Origin of the sequence: Streptomyces sp. Ncost-T10-10d (assembly GCF_900091955.1) — a bacterium.
In the GTDB taxonomy this organism is placed as follows: Bacteria; Actinomycetota; Actinomycetes; order Streptomycetales; family Streptomycetaceae; genus Streptomyces.
Genome location: NZ_FMDF01000205.1, coordinates 41,164 through 55,719, shown reverse-complemented (window position 1 = coordinate 55,719; position 14,556 = coordinate 41,164). Strand labels below are relative to the sequence as shown.

The window sequence follows — 14,556 nt, the reverse complement described above, 5'->3', positions numbered from 1 at the left end:
CCTTCACCCAGGCGACGCCGTCACCCGTGAGAACACCGATACGGTTGCCGGACAGGGCCACCTGCTTGACCTCCCGGCTCCCTTGACCCACGTCGCGCCGAGGCTGCCCGCCTTCACGTAGGCATCGCCGTTGTCCTTCAGGACGCCGATGCGGTTGCCACCGTCGCCGGAGACCGTGCCGGGCACCGCGTCGGCCGTGGACGCACCGGTGAGACCGGCCAGCGCCAGAACGGCGGCGACCGCGGGGAGCGTCTTGAGATTCATCCGTGTAACTCCTGTACGCAGAGCAACCCTTGAGCCCGGAGAGCCGTGCCCACGGGGGATTGGTCAATCCGAAGACCACCAACGACTGGCACAGCCCGGGGTGCGTAGGTCATTGGAGTGATGGGGGAGCACTGGACAGGGTCCTTGCCGCGCGTCGCGCGCCGGGCGGGGGCGGGGGCGGGGGTTGGCAAGGACGTAACCACCGGCTCGGATCAGTACGCGAAGCCGGACTTGCCCAGCCCCGTCGTCGCAATGCGCAGGATGGCACTGCCCGCTGGAAGGACGGTCACCAGCTTTCAGGTGGGATTGACGGTGCCGTCGCCGAAGGGCTGTCCCGTAAATGATCTCCGAGTCGATGTGGGGCATGGTTGGTCCCGATCTGGCCTGCTCCGAGCAGGGCGGGGAATCGGTGACTTGGAGCACGCTCGTTGCGTAGGCTCGTTGCGTGCAGTGGCATCAGGTACTTGGCTTCGTGGTCGCAGTCACACCCCTCACATTGATTCCCGGCACGAGCTTCACGCTGGTCACGCAACAGGTGATCGCGGGATCGCGGTTTGACGGTGTGCGTGCCGCGTTTGGCTCAGCGTGCGGGCTCTTGGTGCACGCAACGTTTGCCGCGATTGGCTTGTCGGCCCTCGTCATGTCGTCGGCTCAGGCGTTGGCAGTGGTGAAGCTCGTGGGCGGCATCTATCTCATCTGGTTGGGCGTGACCACGTGGCGGTCGACGCGCCGAGGCGTCGAACCAACGACACGGAGGCGATGGCGCTTGCCATGGGCTCGGCTCGGAGGCTTTGGCCAGGGGCTGTGTTCCAACGTCCTCAACCCGAAGGCCGCGTCGGTCTATCTCACCCTGGTACCGCAGTTCCTCACGTCGAGCCGCCCGATCGCGCCACAGATCGCGACGCTTGCGATTGTCCATGTGGCCATGGTGCTGGTGTGGCTGCTGATCTGGACGTCTGTGGTCGCCGCTGCGCACGCGGCGATCGACACGCCTCGATTCCGACGTGGCACGAGTCGTCTGGCGGGAGCAGTGCTGGTCGCCCTGGGGGTTCGAACGGCAACAGCGAACTGAGCCCGCACCCCTGGCTGCCCCATAGCTACTGGTTACGGTGAAATGATCTCGGCGCGGCTGGTGCACTCACGGCGTCGGAGCCCTCCTGGACAGCCCCGTTCACCGGGCTGAGCCCGCGCAGTTCGGCAAGCTGGTGACCGTGCTGCGGCGTGAGGGCGCGGACGCGGTTCGCAAGGGCCCCCCGTGGAGCCTTCCGCTGGAAGACCGGGCGCTGCTGGTCACGGCCTACTGGCGCACAAACTTGACAATGCGGCAGATCGCACCGCCCTTCGGAGTCTCAAAGTCCGCAGCCGAGCGGATCACCGACCACCTCGGGCCAATGCTCGCGCTCCAGCCCCGTAAACGGTTCGGCAAGGACACCGTGCTCATCGTGGACGGCACCCTGGTGCCCACTCGCGAGCACACCGTCGCCGCGCAGTCGAAGCACTACCGGTACTCCACCAACCACCTGGTCGTCATCGACGCCGACACCCACCTCGTCGTGGCGGTCGGCCGGCCCCTGCCCGGCAACCGCAACGACTGCAAGGCATGGGAGGAGTCCGGCGCGAAGGCCGCCGTCGGCACGACCATGGCCATCGCGGACGGCGGCTATCCGGGCACCGGGCTCGTGATGCCCCACCGGCGCCGCAAGGGCGAGGAGTTGCCCAGCTGGAAGCAGGCCCACAACAAGTCCCACAAGCGGGTTCGCGCCCGCGTCGAGCACGTCTTCGCCCGCATGAAGACCTGGAAGATCCTCCGCGACTGTCGACTCAAGGGCGACGGCGTTCATCACGCCACGCTTGGCGTCGCCCGCCTGCACAACCTCAACCTCGTCGGATAGTCGTCCGGCTGTGGCAGTTCCCGGGAAGTCATTTCGGAGCGACTGGGGGGAGTCGGTCCGCGGCGGGCAGCTTGATCAATACCAGTGACTTGTGGATGCCGCTCACTCGGACACTGTGGGTCGGCAGCGTGGCCGTGGTTCTGGCGAAGGTCTTCAAGCTCGTCGAGTCTGCGCAGGTCCGCTGGGGCGCGATCACGGGAGCCCATCTGGTGCCGCTGATCTGCCTCGACGTCTGATTCGAGAACGGCGTCTTGACCGAACGGGCAGACACGCGAGCTGCGCGATCTTACGGTTCATCTCGCAGGGTGCCACCCGCCGGAGCAAAGGAGAACACGATGGACGCGCACACGGACCCCACCCATTACGTTGTGCAGCGGTACTTCCACATGTGGAACACGGGTGACACCTCGATCGCTCCGGAAGTGCTGAGTCCGGACTGGGCTGATCACGCGCACCCTGAGGTGACCGGGCCCGCCGACGTTCAACGCGCTGTCACACATATCCATGCAGAACGGCCAGGACTCCGCTTCCACATCGAGACGATCCTTGGTACCGACGATTTGCTGTCCGTCATCGGCGGCGTCGGCCACGAAAGTCGCCCCGGTACCATCGACAGCCCTCTCATCTGGCTGATCCGGCTTCTCGACGGTCGGATGGCCGAGATGTGGACCTACCGCCGGAGCACCCCCTGAGATTGCTGATCCACGCGTCTTGACGATTGTTCGCGGGCCCGGAGGCGGACTTGCCATGATGTCGACCATGCCTTCTCTGGTCACTCCTGTCATGTCTCCTGGCAGCCTCAATGCCTCTCCCCAGCCGACGCTGTCGATCGACGACGACTTGCTGCTGCGGCCATGGCTGCCTTCGGACGCAGCCGCCGTCGCGCGAGTGTTCCAGGACCGGGCGATCCAGCTCTGGCACCTGCGCAAGGCGGGCTCCGAAGACGAAGCTCAAGAGTGGATCCAACAGTGGCGACGTGGCTGGGAGAGCGAGTCCGCCTGCCATTGGGCCGTGGCCGATGCCAGCGGCGACAGGGTTCTCGGACGGGTCTCCCTCCAGTCCATCATCCTGGTCGGAGGCCAAGCAGAGATCTCCTACTGGACCGCTCCTGAGTCCCGAGGCAAGGGCATCTGCTCCCGCGCAGTGGCCCGGGTGTCAAGCTGGGCACTGGAAGTGGCCGGCTTCCACCGACTCGAACTCGGCCACTCAACGGCAAACATCGCATCCTGCCGCATCGCCGAAAAGACATGCTTTGCCCTGGAAGGCGTACGGCGTCAAGCACTGCTCCACGCCGACGGCTGGCACGACATGCATCTGCACGCCCGCGTCCACGAAGCCTGACCGGGCGTTCGGCCCCAGCAGCAGACCACGCTCCGGACACGTCGGAGATCATTACGGGACAAGCCTGAGCTGCACGTTGGCGTTGGCGTTGGCACCCCAGGCGATCACCGAGCCGTCGTCGCGGGCTGCGACGGTGTAGTCCACTCCGCTCGCGATGTCCGTGGCGCCCTGGAGGACACCGATCGGGACCGGGGTGGTGCGGTTGATGACGGGGTCGTCGCCGAGTTGGCCGATGTCGTTCCTGCCCCAGGCACTGGTGGCGTGTTGCGGAACCCCGACCGCGCCGGGCGTACGGGCGCTGCGCACCGTCCCGTTGGACTGAGCGCGCCCGCACGCCTCTGTGGCCCGTCCGTCGTTCTGTTCCTGTCAGTCCAGCAGGGTCGTGACCACGAGGAAGTCGTCGTGGGCCTCGCCGTACTGCTTGGCGGCGAGGAGGAACATGGAACGGTCGGTCAGAGCCCTGGCCAGCAGGGCCCGGCCCTCCTGCGCGCCCAGGTCGTCCAGGCGGCGGGCGAGTGCCACACCCTCGTCGAAGACCGGCCGGAGCGGCTTCAGGATGCGATGGGTGCGGTTCTCCCGGTGGAGCGCCGAACGGATGGTCATCCTGCGGTGGGTGGCGATCAGCCCCGGGAGATGGCGGCGGGGGTCGACCGCGGCCGCCTCGGTCAGGCGGGCGGTCTCCTCTTCGAGGGCGGGGAGGCCCTCGAAGTACGCCTGCCTGGTGTCGCTCGACCAGAGGGTGGAACCGAACGGCGGCGCGGGTGTTCGGGCCGACGCCGCCGGCTCCTCCGCCCGGCCCGACAGGCCGAGCAGCATGGTCCACCAGGAGAGGATGTTGCTCCAGCTCTTGCGCTCCCCTGTCTCCCCCAGCTCGGCAAGAAGGCCGAGAGCCTCTTTCCTGGCCGCTCCGGCCCCTGCCCTGCGCCCGGCCGCATCCAGCATCTGGGAATGGCGGACCAGTTCCCACGTCAGGATGGCCGGCGACGTGCTCCCGGCATCGAGTTCTCCGCGGCAGGCGTCCACCATGTCTGCGAAGGCGTCCAGGGCCGCGTCGTGAAGTCCGGCGGCGTCCAGTTCGGCCGCCCACTCGACCGCGGTCCAGAAGGAGACACCGGACGGCTCTTCCGAGCGTGCGGCCCGGACGATCCTCCCGCAGATCTCCGCAGCCTCCCGGTGACGCCCCTCCTCGGCCAGTACGGCGGCCAGCCGCCCGTGCCCGTACACGGGGCTCGGCACCTGCCCCCGCTCGAACCCCTGCCGCCCGGCCTCGGCCATCTCCTCACAGATCGCGAAGCCCTCCGCCCGCCGGCCCGCGGTATAGAGAAAACGCTGGTAGGCGGTCAGGGCGTCGATGAGCAATTCCGTCCTCTTGGGCTCCTCCGCGCCGATCCGCCGGGCGGCAGCCACCGCCTCGGCGTGCAGGGCCAGTTGTATGTCCGGGCAGTCCCGGAACTCCGGCGCGTAACCGAACGAGACCAGTGCCTTGGACAGCTTCGGCATGTAGGTCAGCGGGCTCACCTCGGCCAGCACCCGGTACGCGTCGATCTCTTGCTCGACGCTCAGCCCACCGGATCCGAGCAGCATCGTCCGTGCCCGCAGCACCGCGTCCTGATCGACGTTCTCGGAATGATTCATGACGGTGATTCTGAGAGCCGGAAACAGGGCGGGACAAGGCTCCTGAGCTGTGCGGTCGGTCCTACGAAAAAGGGCCGCTGAGCTGTCATGATGGGTGTGGTTTCACCTCTCGGCGCCCTGGGTGGCCCACAAGGGCCGACTGAACGTCAAAACTCCGACCGCGCCGGGCGTACGGGCCCTGCCTACTGTCCCGTTGGACTGAACGCCCCGGCAGATGCCCGGGCGACCTTCCGGCACGCTGCATGCGGGGGCGGCGCGCCTTGATAGCGTCGCTCCCGCGATTGCGGACCGCTCCCCGCCGGGGTCGTCGCTGCGCCCGGACGGCCTGCCCTCGACGGCCGACGGAGCGGGCGTGCTGACGGTACGGGGACGTTCGCGGCAAGGACGAAGAGGGCCGACGCATGAGCCTCGCGCAGTTGCACTACACCTCTGCCTCTGCGGGGGACGACGGGGGCGGCGCACGGTTCACGGCGGTCAGCGCCGGTATACCCACGCCGATGCTGGCCGAGGCCGAGCAGCTTCTCGGCTACGAGCCGCCGGCCGGGGCCCCGTACCACCCCACGACCGATGAACTCCGGTCGTTCCCCGAGGCGTTCAGCTTCAGTGCGCTGTCCGACGGCAGCCATCTGCTGAGTCGTACGGTGGCGCTGGGCGGCCCCGGCGCCGGCCGTTTCCACGCGCACGCGGTGCATCTGCCGGCCGGCACCGGGCTGCCGGGCGACGTGCCGGCGATCACGGCCTGGCGGTCGCCGAACTGGGCCTCCACCACACCGGACGGCGGCACGCCCGGCCGAATGGCCTCCCTGCCCGCCTCCGCCGTCTTCGGTCCGGAGGCGCTGAACGACTTCGCGGTCTCCCGAAGCCCCTGGCTGGCGGCCGTCTTCGCCGACCTGCGCCGGGTGAACGAGGAACCGTCGTCGGCGCGCGTGGTTCTCGTGGAGCGGCAGAGCGCCGATGTGGCCCGGTGGATCGCCCTGGCCGGGGCCGTGCTCCCGCCGGAGAACGCGCGGCGGCTGACCTTCACGACCTACACGCGCCGTCCGGCGCGGTCTCCGCACCAGGTCGTCGGAGTGCTGCCGCAGGACGCACCGGAACCGAACCGCTCCGACGACGGGCACGAGTTCCGGGTACACAACTGCGCCGGGCCGCGCCCGACGGGGCCGGTGGACGACGCCTGGGCCGAGACCTGCGCCCGGATCTGGCGGAGTCGGTCCCCGGAGCTGTTCCGGGCGGCGGCCGAACTGCCCGGAGAGCCTTTCGCCGCCGGACCGCTCGCCGTCACGGCACTCTGCGCGGGTGTCGCCCTCGGCCCCGTCGAACGCGCCGCGGCCGCCGACTGGGCCGCCGAGCGGCCGTACGCGCTGGACGAGGAGCGGACGCGGCTGCTGACCGACGCGCTGACCGCCCCCGGCGTCGACCGCACGAGCACCGAACTCTCCAGTGTGGCACGGCTGTTGACCGCCCTTGATGGGCGTTCGCCCGCCGCCACGACCGCATCGCTCGCCGCTCTGCTGGTGACGGAGGCGGTGCGCGGAGGCGACGTCACACTCGAACCCCCCGCGCGCTCGGCCTTCGCCGAACCGGCCGGGGAGCGCGCCTCCGCCGCACTCGTCGCGGCCCTGGGCGACGACCTCCGTACCGAACTCGCCACCGGTGCGCCCATCATGCCCACCGCGCCCGGCCGCAGTGTGGCGCGCACCGTACAGCTGCTGCGGATCGCGCGGCTGCTCGACGTGGACTGCGCGGACCTGCTCCCCGGTGTCGTACACCGGATGTCCCGGTCCCTGCTGGGCGAAGGGGCAGCCGGCTGCGGGCCGGTGCTGCTCGACCTGCTGGACGAACAGTTCGATGTCCGTACCGCGCTGCTGGGCGAGCTGGACCGGATCACCCCGCACGATCCGGCGGGAACGGAGCGGCTGCTGACCGGTGTCGCCCTGCCGTTCACCGGGACGCAGGCGCTGCCGCATCTGCGGATGTGCGCGGCGGCACCGGACGCCAGGGCGGGCGGCGGCGACCGGATGAAGGTGCTGCACACGGTGCTCCGCGCCGGTGGAATGTCACCCTTCACCGAACCACTGGTGCTGCGCACGGCGGTGGGGCTGGTCTGGGGCGAGGACACACCCACGGCGGGCGAGGCGCGGCTGCTGCTGGGCGGGACCACCTCCGACGCGCACCGTACGGCCGGTACGTGGTCCGCTCTCGTCGCGGCGGCGCTCGGCGCCCCCGCCGACGACGAGGAGGCCCCCGAACTCGCCCATGACCTCTTGCGCGGCTTCCCGCAGGAGATCGACGCGCGGGTGCGCGGCGCTCTGCTGCTCCTGGAGTTCGCGCGGGACCTGCGGTCGGGGGCGGCGGAGCCCGGCTGGGCGGAACGGGCCCGGAAGCTGTGCGCCGGGGCCGGCCCGGTGGAGCCGGGCGTGCGCGACCAGGCGTTCGGCGCACTGGCCGGCAGGCTGCTCGCTCCGGACCGGCCCGAGGCGGAGCTGTACGCGTTCGTCCACAGCGACGACGCGGACCTCATCGCGGCCTACGGCAGGGCCGCCCGCCATGACACCGTCCTCGCCCGGCTGCGTTCCGAACCTGCTTATGCGGCCGACTGCTTCACCGTCTGGAGCTCACACCCGCATGCGGGCCGCGCCTGGAGCGAGACGCGGGCGGCGCTGCTGGAGGAGGTGCTGCGGCCTGTGGTGCGCGGACTGTCCGCCGTCGAGGTGGCAGCCGTGGAGGAGGCGGCCGAGCGTACGGGCAGCAGCCGCACGGCGGAGGCGTTCCGGGCGTGGAACCGGCCGGGTGGCTTCGGCAGACGGCTCGGCAGCAGGCTGACGGCACGGGTGCGGCGGTCATAGCCGAGCTCAGGACATCAAGAGGTCGCGAGTCCTCGGGCAACCCGCGGGCGTCAGTTGTGCCGGACCGTGCTGCCCGGAGTCCGCGATCAGGCAGAAGTTACCTATAAGTACGTAGTGACTTTGCGCGCAATCGACAGTAGAACCTGTTCCACTCTGTCGAGAGTGAAGGACGCCACATGAGTGACACCACCATGCATGATGCTGGATCCAAGAGTGTCTCGCGTCGAAGGTTCATCGCAGGAACAAGTTCCGTTCTGGGAGCCATGGCTCTCATCGGCCACGCCGCCTCGGCTCAGGCGAAAGCTGTCTCCACTGCCGCTCCGATCGACTCCGGGACCCATGTCCCGGCCCTGGTGATCGGCACCGGATACGGGGGCTCCGTCGCCGCCCTGCGTCTCGCCCAGGCCGGCGTCGACGTACACATGATCGAGATGGGCATGGCCTGGGACACGCCCGGCCCGGACGGCAAGATCTTCGCCAACACGACCCAGCCGGACAACCGGTCCTACTGGCTCCGCACCAAAACCAAACAGCCCCTCAGCAACTTCTTCGGCTTCCCCATCGACAAGGACATCTCCCGCTACACCGGGATCCTGGACGCCGAGGAATTCGGCGGCATCACGGTCTATCAGGGGCGCGGTGTCGGAGGCGGTTCGTTGGTCAATGGCGGCATGGCAGTCACTCCCAAGCGCGAGAACTTCGGCGCCATCCTCCCGTCGGTGAACGCCGACGACATGTACGGCATCTACTACCCGCGTGCCAACGCCGGGCTCGGGGTCAACACCATCGACCCCTCCTGGTTCGAGACCGCCGAGTGCTACCAGTACGCCCGGGTCGGTCGTAAACAAGCCCAGCGTTCCGGCTTCCCGTTCGTCTTCGTTCCCACCGTGTACGACTGGGACTACATGAAGCAGGAGGCAGCCGGTACCGTCCCCAGATCGGCGCTGGACGGCGAGATCCTCTACGGCAACAACTACGGTAAGAAGTCGCTGCCGAAGACCTACATCGCCCAGATCAGGGCCACCGGCAAGGTCACCATCTCTCCACTGCACAAAGTCACCTCGGTCGCCCCGGCGGCCGGTGGCGGCTACACCGTCGTCATCGACCAGATCAACACCAACGGGGACACCACGGCCACCAAGTCCGTGACCGCGGACAAGGTGTTCTTCGCGGCAGGCAGCGTCGGCACCAGCAAGCTGCTGGTCACGCTGAAGGGCACCGGAGCGCTGCCCCGCCTGAACGACGAGATCGGCAAGGGCTGGGGCGACAACGGCAACGTCATGTGCGGCCGCGCCAACCACCTGTGGGACCCGACCGGCAAGGTCCAGGCGTCCATACCCACGGGCGGCATCGACAACTGGGCTACTGGTGGTGCGTTCGCCGAGGTCGCGCCGCTGCCCACCGGGATCGAGACGTACGCCTCGTTCTATCTGACGATCACCAAGAACCCGAACCGAGCCGAGTTCTCCTGGAACGCCGCGACGAGCAAGGTCGATCTGAGCTGGCAGACCTCCTGGAAGCAGCCGTCCATCGACGCGGCCAAGACGATCTTCGACAAGATCAACAAGGCGGAGGGGACGATCTACCGCACCGACCTCTTCGGCACCTACAAGATCTGGGGCGATCACCTCACGTACCACCCGCTCGGAGGCGCGGTGCTGAACAAGGCCACCGACAACTACGGCCGCCTCCACGGCTACTCCGGCCTGTACGTCATCGACGGCTCGCTGATCCCCGGCAACACCAGTGTCAACCCGTTCGTCACCATCACCGCGCTCGCCGAACGGAACATCGAAGAGATCATCGCCGCCGACCTGTGACGGTGAGATCGAAGCCCGGGGCCGGGCGGGCTCACCGAGCGGCCCCGGACCACTTCAGCGCCCGGGCAGCGCGCACACGGTGTCGAGGCCCAGCACATGGTTGAGCCGGCCGAATGCCAGCCACGAGCCGATGCTCATGCTCAGCTCCACGATCTCGGGTTGGCTGTAGTGCGCGGTCATCCGAGTCCAGAACTCGTCATCGAGGCCGTGGTGGTCCAGGGCGTACCGCTCGGCGTACTCGGCGGCCAACCGGGTCCGGTCGTCGAAGGCGTCGGTGGTGCGCCACTGGGCCACCGCGTCGGCGAACTCCTCCTCGACCTTCGCTCCGTCCCGTTCCGTCCGCCAATCAAGGCAGAAGATGCACCCGTTGATCTGTGCGATCCGCAACCGCGCGGCCTCGAACTCGCGTAGCCCGAGCGTCGTGTGGGCATACACCGACATCGAGAAATTCGCGGCGGCGATCCCGATCCCGGGGATCATCTCCCCCCACACGTACTCGATCGCATCCTTGCCTTCGGGGATATCGATGTTCATCGTTGTCTCCTTCCGAGCCTGCCGACCGCGGGGCGCAGTGGGACGTCGAGCGCGTCGTAAAGTCCGGGTTCCGCGCCCACAAGCCAGTCGATGGCGCTCACGAGCCTGCCGACTGCGGTGGCGTTCCCGCCCGCGGACCGGTTCTCGCCCTCGTCGGTGGCCTCGACCGTGACCTCGATCCGCGGGCGACCCTCGATGACCACCCGATGTGCGCCGTCGCCGTCGGGCGGCGTCGGCCAGTCCAGTGCGCAGGACGGATGGATGCGCGTGATGTGCTCGATGATGATTCGGGGTTCGCCCTCGACGATGCCTTGCACCTCGAACCGGACAGCGCCCTGGGTGCCCGCCTCGAACTCGCCCATCGTCCTGGTACTCACCATGGTCTCAAGAGGGCGCCGGTCCAACGTCTCGCGGATGTCATCGAGTTCGACACCAAGGGCCCTGGCCATCAGCCGCACTTGGCCGCCCCAGACCATCGTGGGGACCGTCGGCGCGAGCATCAGCGGCTCATAGTCCATCGGCTGTCCCATGCCGACCAGGTACCGGACCGAATCCTCCTGGTCGTAGGTGGAGTAGTCGAAGATCTCCTGACAGCGGATCACGTCCACGGTGGTGCCGAGTCCGCTGATCAGCAGCGGCAGCACGTCGTTGCCCCAGCCGGGGTCGACACCGGAGACGAACAGCGAGCCGCCGCCCTCAGCGATGGCGGCCAGCACCGGATCCCGCAACTCCGGCGGGGCGCCAAGCTGGTCGTAGAGCGCGTACACCGCAGGGGTGACGACTACGGCTCCGCCCCGGATGGCCCTGATGATGTCGGTGAGGGCCTCGTCGGGGCGGATGTCGCCGGACGCCGCGTACACCACCGCCTGGGGGCCGGAGGCCAGCACACTGTCGATGTCGTCGGTCGCGGCAACCCCCAGACCGCCGTCGAGCCCTCCGAGGTCGCCCGCGTCGCGGCCGACCTTGTCGGGGTTGTGGACGAGCACGGCAGTGAGCGTCAGCGCCGGATGGGCATCGACGGCACGGATCGCCGCGCGGCCGACGTTGCCGGTACCCCAGACAACCGTGGAAATCATGCGCGGAGGGTAGCGAGAGGGCGCATCAGTTCATAGTGGCGTGACCGGAAAGAATTCCAATCGCTCGTGCGTAGCAGGGCGATGAGTGGGCTTTCCCGGACAGCGTGCCGTTCCAGCAATTCCAGCACGAGCTGAGGCACGCCCAGGCGCACTGAAGGGTGGCGGTGAGGTTGCGGCCCGTCCTGAGCTTCCGGACCCGGCCGGACATACGTCACGGCTTCCTCGGAGCGACCGGTACCGTAGAACGTACGATCTCGTGGGCCTCCTGACGGGCTGCGTGAACCGCCAGAGGAACAGATGAGGAAGCCATGACGACGAACCGCGGACGCAAGGACGTCATCCGGGACCGGATGGCCGCGACCGGCGAGTCGTACAACGTCGCCGCCCGCAACCTGAAGGCGATGAAGGACATGGGCGCCACGCGTGAGGCCGTCCTCACCCAGCGCTGGCGTCCCGCCGACTCGTTCGACGTTCCGTGCCCCTGCGGTGGTACGTGCGAGCCGGGCGAGCGGTGCGAGCGCTGCCACGCGCTGCACCGGCATGTGGCGCGATACCCCGGCAGTGTCACGGACGTGGAGACCTGGGCGGACCGTTACGACTGCACGGGCTGCGCCTCCTCGTACATCCTGACGGTCGTGCTGCCCGGCCGGCCGTGGGGCGTCGCCGAGACGGTCGTCCAGGGCGGGTCCGCGGAGCCGGTCGTGCGGGCCAGGGTCTTCCCGGGGGTCGCCCACCCGCTGCTGCGGCCGGAGAACCCCGAGCCCGAGGCCGAGGCCGAGGGCTGACGCCCGGCGTCGGCCCTCGGCTCAGGACGTGACCGTCAGCCCTCGTCGGGCGTCAGGCGCAGTGAGATCGAGTTGATGCAGTACCGCTGGTCCGTCGGGGTCGGGTAGCCCTCGCCCTCGAAGACATGGCCGAGGTGCGATCCGCAGCGGGCGCAGCGGACCTCGGTGCGGACCATGCCGTGGCTGCGGTCCTGGATCAGTTCGACCGCGTCCGTGTCCTTCGGGTCGTAGAAGGACGGCCAGCCGCAGTGCGACTCGAATTTGGTGTCGGAGCGAAACAGCTCCGCGCCGCAGGCGCGGCAGGAGTAGACGCCCGTGGTCTTGGTGTCGGTGTACTCGCCGACGAAGGCGGGTTCGGTGCCGGCCTGGCGCAGGACCGCGTACTCGGCGGGCGTCAGCTCAGCCCGCCACTGCTCGTCCGGCTTCTCGATGTCGTACGACACGTCGCTCCCTCAGCTCGACAGGTGGTCCAGGATCTGCGGGCCGAGGTCCGTGACGTCGCCCGCCCCCATGGTGAGAACGAGGTCGCCGGGCTTCGCCATTCCCGCGATGGCCTCGGGGACCGCCGCCTTGTCGTGGACAGCGGTGACATCGGCGCCCGCGGACCTCGCGGCGTCGATGATCAGGTCGCTGGTGATGCCGGGGATCGGGTCCTCGCGGGCCGGATAGATGTCCAGGACCACGGAGGCGTCGGCCAGCGCGAGGGCCTGGCCCATCTCGGCTCCGAGCTCCTGGGTGCGGGAGAAGAGGTGGGGCTGGAAGACGACCAGGAGGCGGGCGTCGGATGCGGCGCCGCGCATCGCTTCGAGGTCTGCGGTCATCTCGGTGGGGTGGTGTGCGTACGAGTCGATGACCTGCACGCCCGCGGCCTCGCCCTTGAGCTGGAGGCGGCGCTTGACCCCGGTGTACTTGCCGAGGGCCGAGGCCAGGTTGTGGGCCGGGATGCCGAGGGCGACACCGGCGGCGAGGGCCGCGACCGCGTTGTGGGCGTAGTGGCGGCCGGGCACGGAGACCGTGAACGTGAGGTACTTCCCGTTCAGGATGACCGTGACCTCGCTGGTCAGACCGCGCGGGGTGACCTTGTGGACGCGTACGTCGGCGGTCTCGGACTCGCCGTAGGTGACGACCTTCACCGAGGAGAGGGCGCGCACCCGCTTGGTCAGCTCGACGGCGCCGGGCTGGTCGGCGGCGATCACCAGGGTGCCGTCGGGAACGATCTTGCCTGCGAACGTCTCGAAGGATTCGTAGATCTCGTCCATCGAGGCGTAGTTCGCGTGGTGGTCCAGCTCGACGTTGAGGACGATCGCGACCTCGGGGTCGTACTTCTGGAAGCTGCGGTCGCTCTCGTCCGCCTCGGCGACGAAGATCCGGCCCTCGCCGTGCGCGGCGTTGGTGCCGGGGCCCGCGAGGTCGCCGCCGATGGCGTACGAGGGGTCGAGGTTCAGCTCGGACAGGGCGACGGCCAGCATCGATGTGGTGGTCGTCTTGCCGTGCGTACCCGCCACCGCGATCGCGCGCAGGCCCCCCATCAGGGAGGCCAGCGCGTCGGAACGGTGCACGACGGGGATCGACAGTTCGGCGGCGCGCACCAGCTCCGGATTGTCGGCGCGGATGGCGCTGGAGACGACCACGCACGAGGCGTCGTCCGCCAGATGTCCGGCGGCGTGTCCGATGTGCACGGTCGCCCCCAGCGCCCGCAGCGCCTCGGCCGTACCCGACTCCTTGGCGTCACTGCCCGCGACCTTCGCGCCGCGCTGGGTGAGGATCTTCGCAATGCCCGACATTCCGGCGCCGCCGATGCCGATGAAGTGCGGTCGTTCCATGGCGGCAGGAATACCGGGTGCCATGCGTGTGTCTCCCCAGAAGTCGAATCGAGTACCCGCCCAGCCTATTCGCTGTGCGCGAAGAGCTTGAGCACCGGTACGCCGACCTTGTGCCGGGCCCTGGACGCCCAGTCCCTGTGGAAGAACTCTTCCACGTAGTGCGGCGCGGTCAGCACGATGACTTCATCGGCCTCCGCGTCGTCGACCACGGACTTCAGCTTGTCCAGCGGGTGCTCCTCGATCACCTGCCCGACCGCTTCGGAGCCTGCCTGCCGCAGGGCCTCGAGCGACACTTCGAGCGCCAGTTCGGCGGACTGCCTGGCATTCTTGCCCTCCGGCTCCTCACCCTCCCGGGCGGCTTCCTTGAGTTCGCCCATCGCCAGGTCGTCGATGGCCCGCAACAGCACATCGGCCTGGTCACCGCGCGGCTGCATGAGCACGACGAAGGAGGTCTGCTCCTCCCCGTGCAGGGTGGTGACGAACTCGACGTCCTCGGAAGTGAGGGGCTTCTCGATCATCAAAACGCTGGTGAACACCACG

General features: G+C 68.8%; 15 protein-coding genes and 1 pseudogene. 8 read left to right on the top strand and 8 right to left on the bottom strand.

Going from position 1 to position 14,556, the window contains the following annotated elements; genetic code table 11:
• Positions 1-3: 3 nt before the first annotated feature.
• Positions 4-264 carry a hypothetical protein gene (locus GA0115254_RS35160; protein WP_093899308.1) on the bottom strand — a complete coding sequence of 87 codons (261 nt, stop codon included), beginning with the start codon at positions 262-264 and terminating at the stop codon, positions 4-6.
• Positions 265-709: 445 nt separating this feature from the next.
• On the opposite strand from GA0115254_RS35160, the gene GA0115254_RS35155 reads away from it, so the two are divergent.
• The 5 genes and pseudogenes from GA0115254_RS35155 to GA0115254_RS35140 all read left to right on the top strand — a co-directional run bounded on the left by GA0115254_RS35155 (position 710) and on the right by GA0115254_RS35140 (position 3,497).
• Positions 710-1,336, top strand: coding sequence for a LysE family translocator (locus tag GA0115254_RS35155; RefSeq protein ID WP_093899307.1), 627 nt, complete (start codon positions 710-712; stop codon positions 1,334-1,336).
• 107 nt (positions 1,337-1,443) lie between these two features.
• Positions 1,444-2,156: pseudogene (locus GA0115254_RS35150) on the top strand (transposase).
• 95 nt (positions 2,157-2,251) lie between these two features.
• Positions 2,252-2,392 (top strand): hypothetical protein, encoded by a 141-nt coding sequence (locus GA0115254_RS44925; RefSeq protein ID WP_176740414.1) that lies wholly within the window; start codon positions 2,252-2,254, stop codon positions 2,390-2,392.
• Positions 2,393-2,491: 99 nt separating this feature from the next.
• Complete coding sequence (locus GA0115254_RS35145; RefSeq protein ID WP_093899306.1) at positions 2,492-2,848, top strand: nuclear transport factor 2 family protein; 357 nt, start codon at positions 2,492-2,494, stop codon at positions 2,846-2,848.
• A 67-nt stretch (positions 2,849-2,915) separates the two neighbouring features.
• Positions 2,916-3,497 carry a GNAT family N-acetyltransferase gene (locus GA0115254_RS35140; RefSeq protein WP_093899315.1) on the top strand — a complete coding sequence of 194 codons (582 nt, stop codon included), beginning with the start codon at positions 2,916-2,918 and terminating at the stop codon, positions 3,495-3,497.
• A gap of 51 nt (positions 3,498-3,548) precedes the next feature.
• On the opposite strand, the gene GA0115254_RS35135 is transcribed toward GA0115254_RS35140, so the two are convergent.
• Entirely contained in the window at positions 3,549-3,803 is a 255-nt protein-coding gene (locus GA0115254_RS35135) for a hypothetical protein (RefSeq protein WP_093899305.1), read from the bottom strand.
• Positions 3,804-3,863: 60 nt separating this feature from the next.
• Positions 3,864-5,132, bottom strand: coding sequence for a hypothetical protein (locus GA0115254_RS35130; RefSeq protein ID WP_093899304.1), 1,269 nt, complete (start codon positions 5,130-5,132; stop codon positions 3,864-3,866).
• A 401-nt stretch (positions 5,133-5,533) separates the two neighbouring features.
• Here GA0115254_RS35130 and GA0115254_RS35125 point away from each other — a divergent pair, with 401 nt between their 5' ends.
• Both GA0115254_RS35125 and GA0115254_RS35120 read left to right on the top strand, forming a co-directional pair.
• A complete protein-coding gene (locus tag GA0115254_RS35125; RefSeq protein WP_093899303.1) occupies positions 5,534-7,978 on the top strand; it encodes a GTPase-associated protein 1-related protein in 2,445 nt (814 codons plus the stop codon).
• A 176-nt stretch (positions 7,979-8,154) separates the two neighbouring features.
• Positions 8,155-9,798, top strand: coding sequence for a GMC oxidoreductase (locus GA0115254_RS35120; protein ID WP_093899302.1), 1,644 nt, complete (start codon positions 8,155-8,157; stop codon positions 9,796-9,798).
• Between the two features lie 54 nt (positions 9,799-9,852).
• Here GA0115254_RS35120 and GA0115254_RS35115 read toward each other — a convergent pair whose 3' ends face one another.
• Together GA0115254_RS35115 and GA0115254_RS35110 are read right to left on the bottom strand one after the other, a co-directional pair.
• Entirely contained in the window at positions 9,853-10,332 is a 480-nt protein-coding gene (locus GA0115254_RS35115; RefSeq protein ID WP_093899301.1) for a carboxymuconolactone decarboxylase family protein, read from the bottom strand.
• Complete coding sequence (locus tag GA0115254_RS35110) at positions 10,329-11,408, bottom strand: NAD(P)H-dependent amine dehydrogenase family protein (protein WP_093899300.1); 1,080 nt, start codon at positions 11,406-11,408, stop codon at positions 10,329-10,331. Before GA0115254_RS35110 ends, GA0115254_RS35115 begins: the two co-directional genes overlap by 4 nt.
• A 308-nt stretch (positions 11,409-11,716) precedes the next feature.
• Here GA0115254_RS35110 and GA0115254_RS35105 point away from each other — a divergent pair, with 308 nt between their 5' ends.
• A complete protein-coding gene (locus tag GA0115254_RS35105) occupies positions 11,717-12,193 on the top strand; it encodes a hypothetical protein (protein WP_093899299.1) in 477 nt (158 codons plus the stop codon).
• Between the two features lie 35 nt (positions 12,194-12,228).
• Here GA0115254_RS35105 and msrB read toward each other — a convergent pair whose 3' ends face one another.
• From msrB to GA0115254_RS35090, 3 genes are read right to left on the bottom strand one after another with little or no spacing between them, the layout of a single operon-like run.
• A complete protein-coding gene (gene msrB, locus GA0115254_RS35100; protein ID WP_093899298.1) occupies positions 12,229-12,636 on the bottom strand; it encodes a peptide-methionine (R)-S-oxide reductase MsrB in 408 nt (135 codons plus the stop codon).
• A gap of 9 nt (positions 12,637-12,645) precedes the next feature.
• On the bottom strand, positions 12,646-14,040 hold the full coding sequence (murC, locus tag GA0115254_RS35095; RefSeq protein ID WP_093899297.1) for a UDP-N-acetylmuramate--L-alanine ligase: 1,395 nt from the start codon (positions 14,038-14,040) through the stop codon (positions 12,646-12,648).
• A 41-nt stretch (positions 14,041-14,081) separates the two neighbouring features.
• Positions 14,082-14,534 (bottom strand): indole-3-glycerol phosphate synthase, encoded by a 453-nt coding sequence (locus GA0115254_RS35090; RefSeq protein WP_093899314.1) that lies wholly within the window; start codon positions 14,532-14,534, stop codon positions 14,082-14,084.
• Positions 14,535-14,556: the final 22 nt, after the last annotated feature.

Bases quoted from the DNA above. Each gene is read 5' to 3' on its own strand.
- GA0115254_RS35160 (WP_093899308.1), bottom strand. From the start codon at position 264: ATGAATCTCAAGACGCTCCCCGCGGTCGCCGCCGTTCTGGCGCTGGCC.
- GA0115254_RS44925 (WP_176740414.1), top strand. From the start codon at position 2,252: ATGCCGCTCACTCGGACACTGTGGGTCGGCAGCGTGGCCGTGGTTCTG.
- GA0115254_RS35145 (WP_093899306.1), top strand. From the start codon at position 2,492: ATGGACGCGCACACGGACCCCACCCATTACGTTGTGCAGCGGTACTTC.
- GA0115254_RS35140 (WP_093899315.1), top strand. From the start codon at position 2,916: ATGCCTTCTCTGGTCACTCCTGTCATGTCTCCTGGCAGCCTCAATGCC.
- GA0115254_RS35130 (WP_093899304.1), bottom strand. From the start codon at position 5,132: ATGAATCATTCCGAGAACGTCGATCAGGACGCGGTGCTGCGGGCACGG.
- GA0115254_RS35125 (WP_093899303.1), top strand. From the start codon at position 5,534: ATGAGCCTCGCGCAGTTGCACTACACCTCTGCCTCTGCGGGGGACGAC.
- GA0115254_RS35120 (WP_093899302.1), top strand. From the start codon at position 8,155: ATGAGTGACACCACCATGCATGATGCTGGATCCAAGAGTGTCTCGCGT.
- GA0115254_RS35115 (WP_093899301.1), bottom strand. From the start codon at position 10,332: ATGAACATCGATATCCCCGAAGGCAAGGATGCGATCGAGTACGTGTGG.
- GA0115254_RS35110 (WP_093899300.1), bottom strand. From the start codon at position 11,408: ATGATTTCCACGGTTGTCTGGGGTACCGGCAACGTCGGCCGCGCGGCG.
- GA0115254_RS35105 (WP_093899299.1), top strand. From the start codon at position 11,717: ATGACGACGAACCGCGGACGCAAGGACGTCATCCGGGACCGGATGGCC.
- murC (WP_093899297.1), bottom strand. From the start codon at position 14,040: ATGGCACCCGGTATTCCTGCCGCCATGGAACGACCGCACTTCATCGGC.
- GA0115254_RS35090 (WP_093899314.1), bottom strand. From the start codon at position 14,534: ATGATCGAGAAGCCCCTCACTTCCGAGGACGTCGAGTTCGTCACCACC.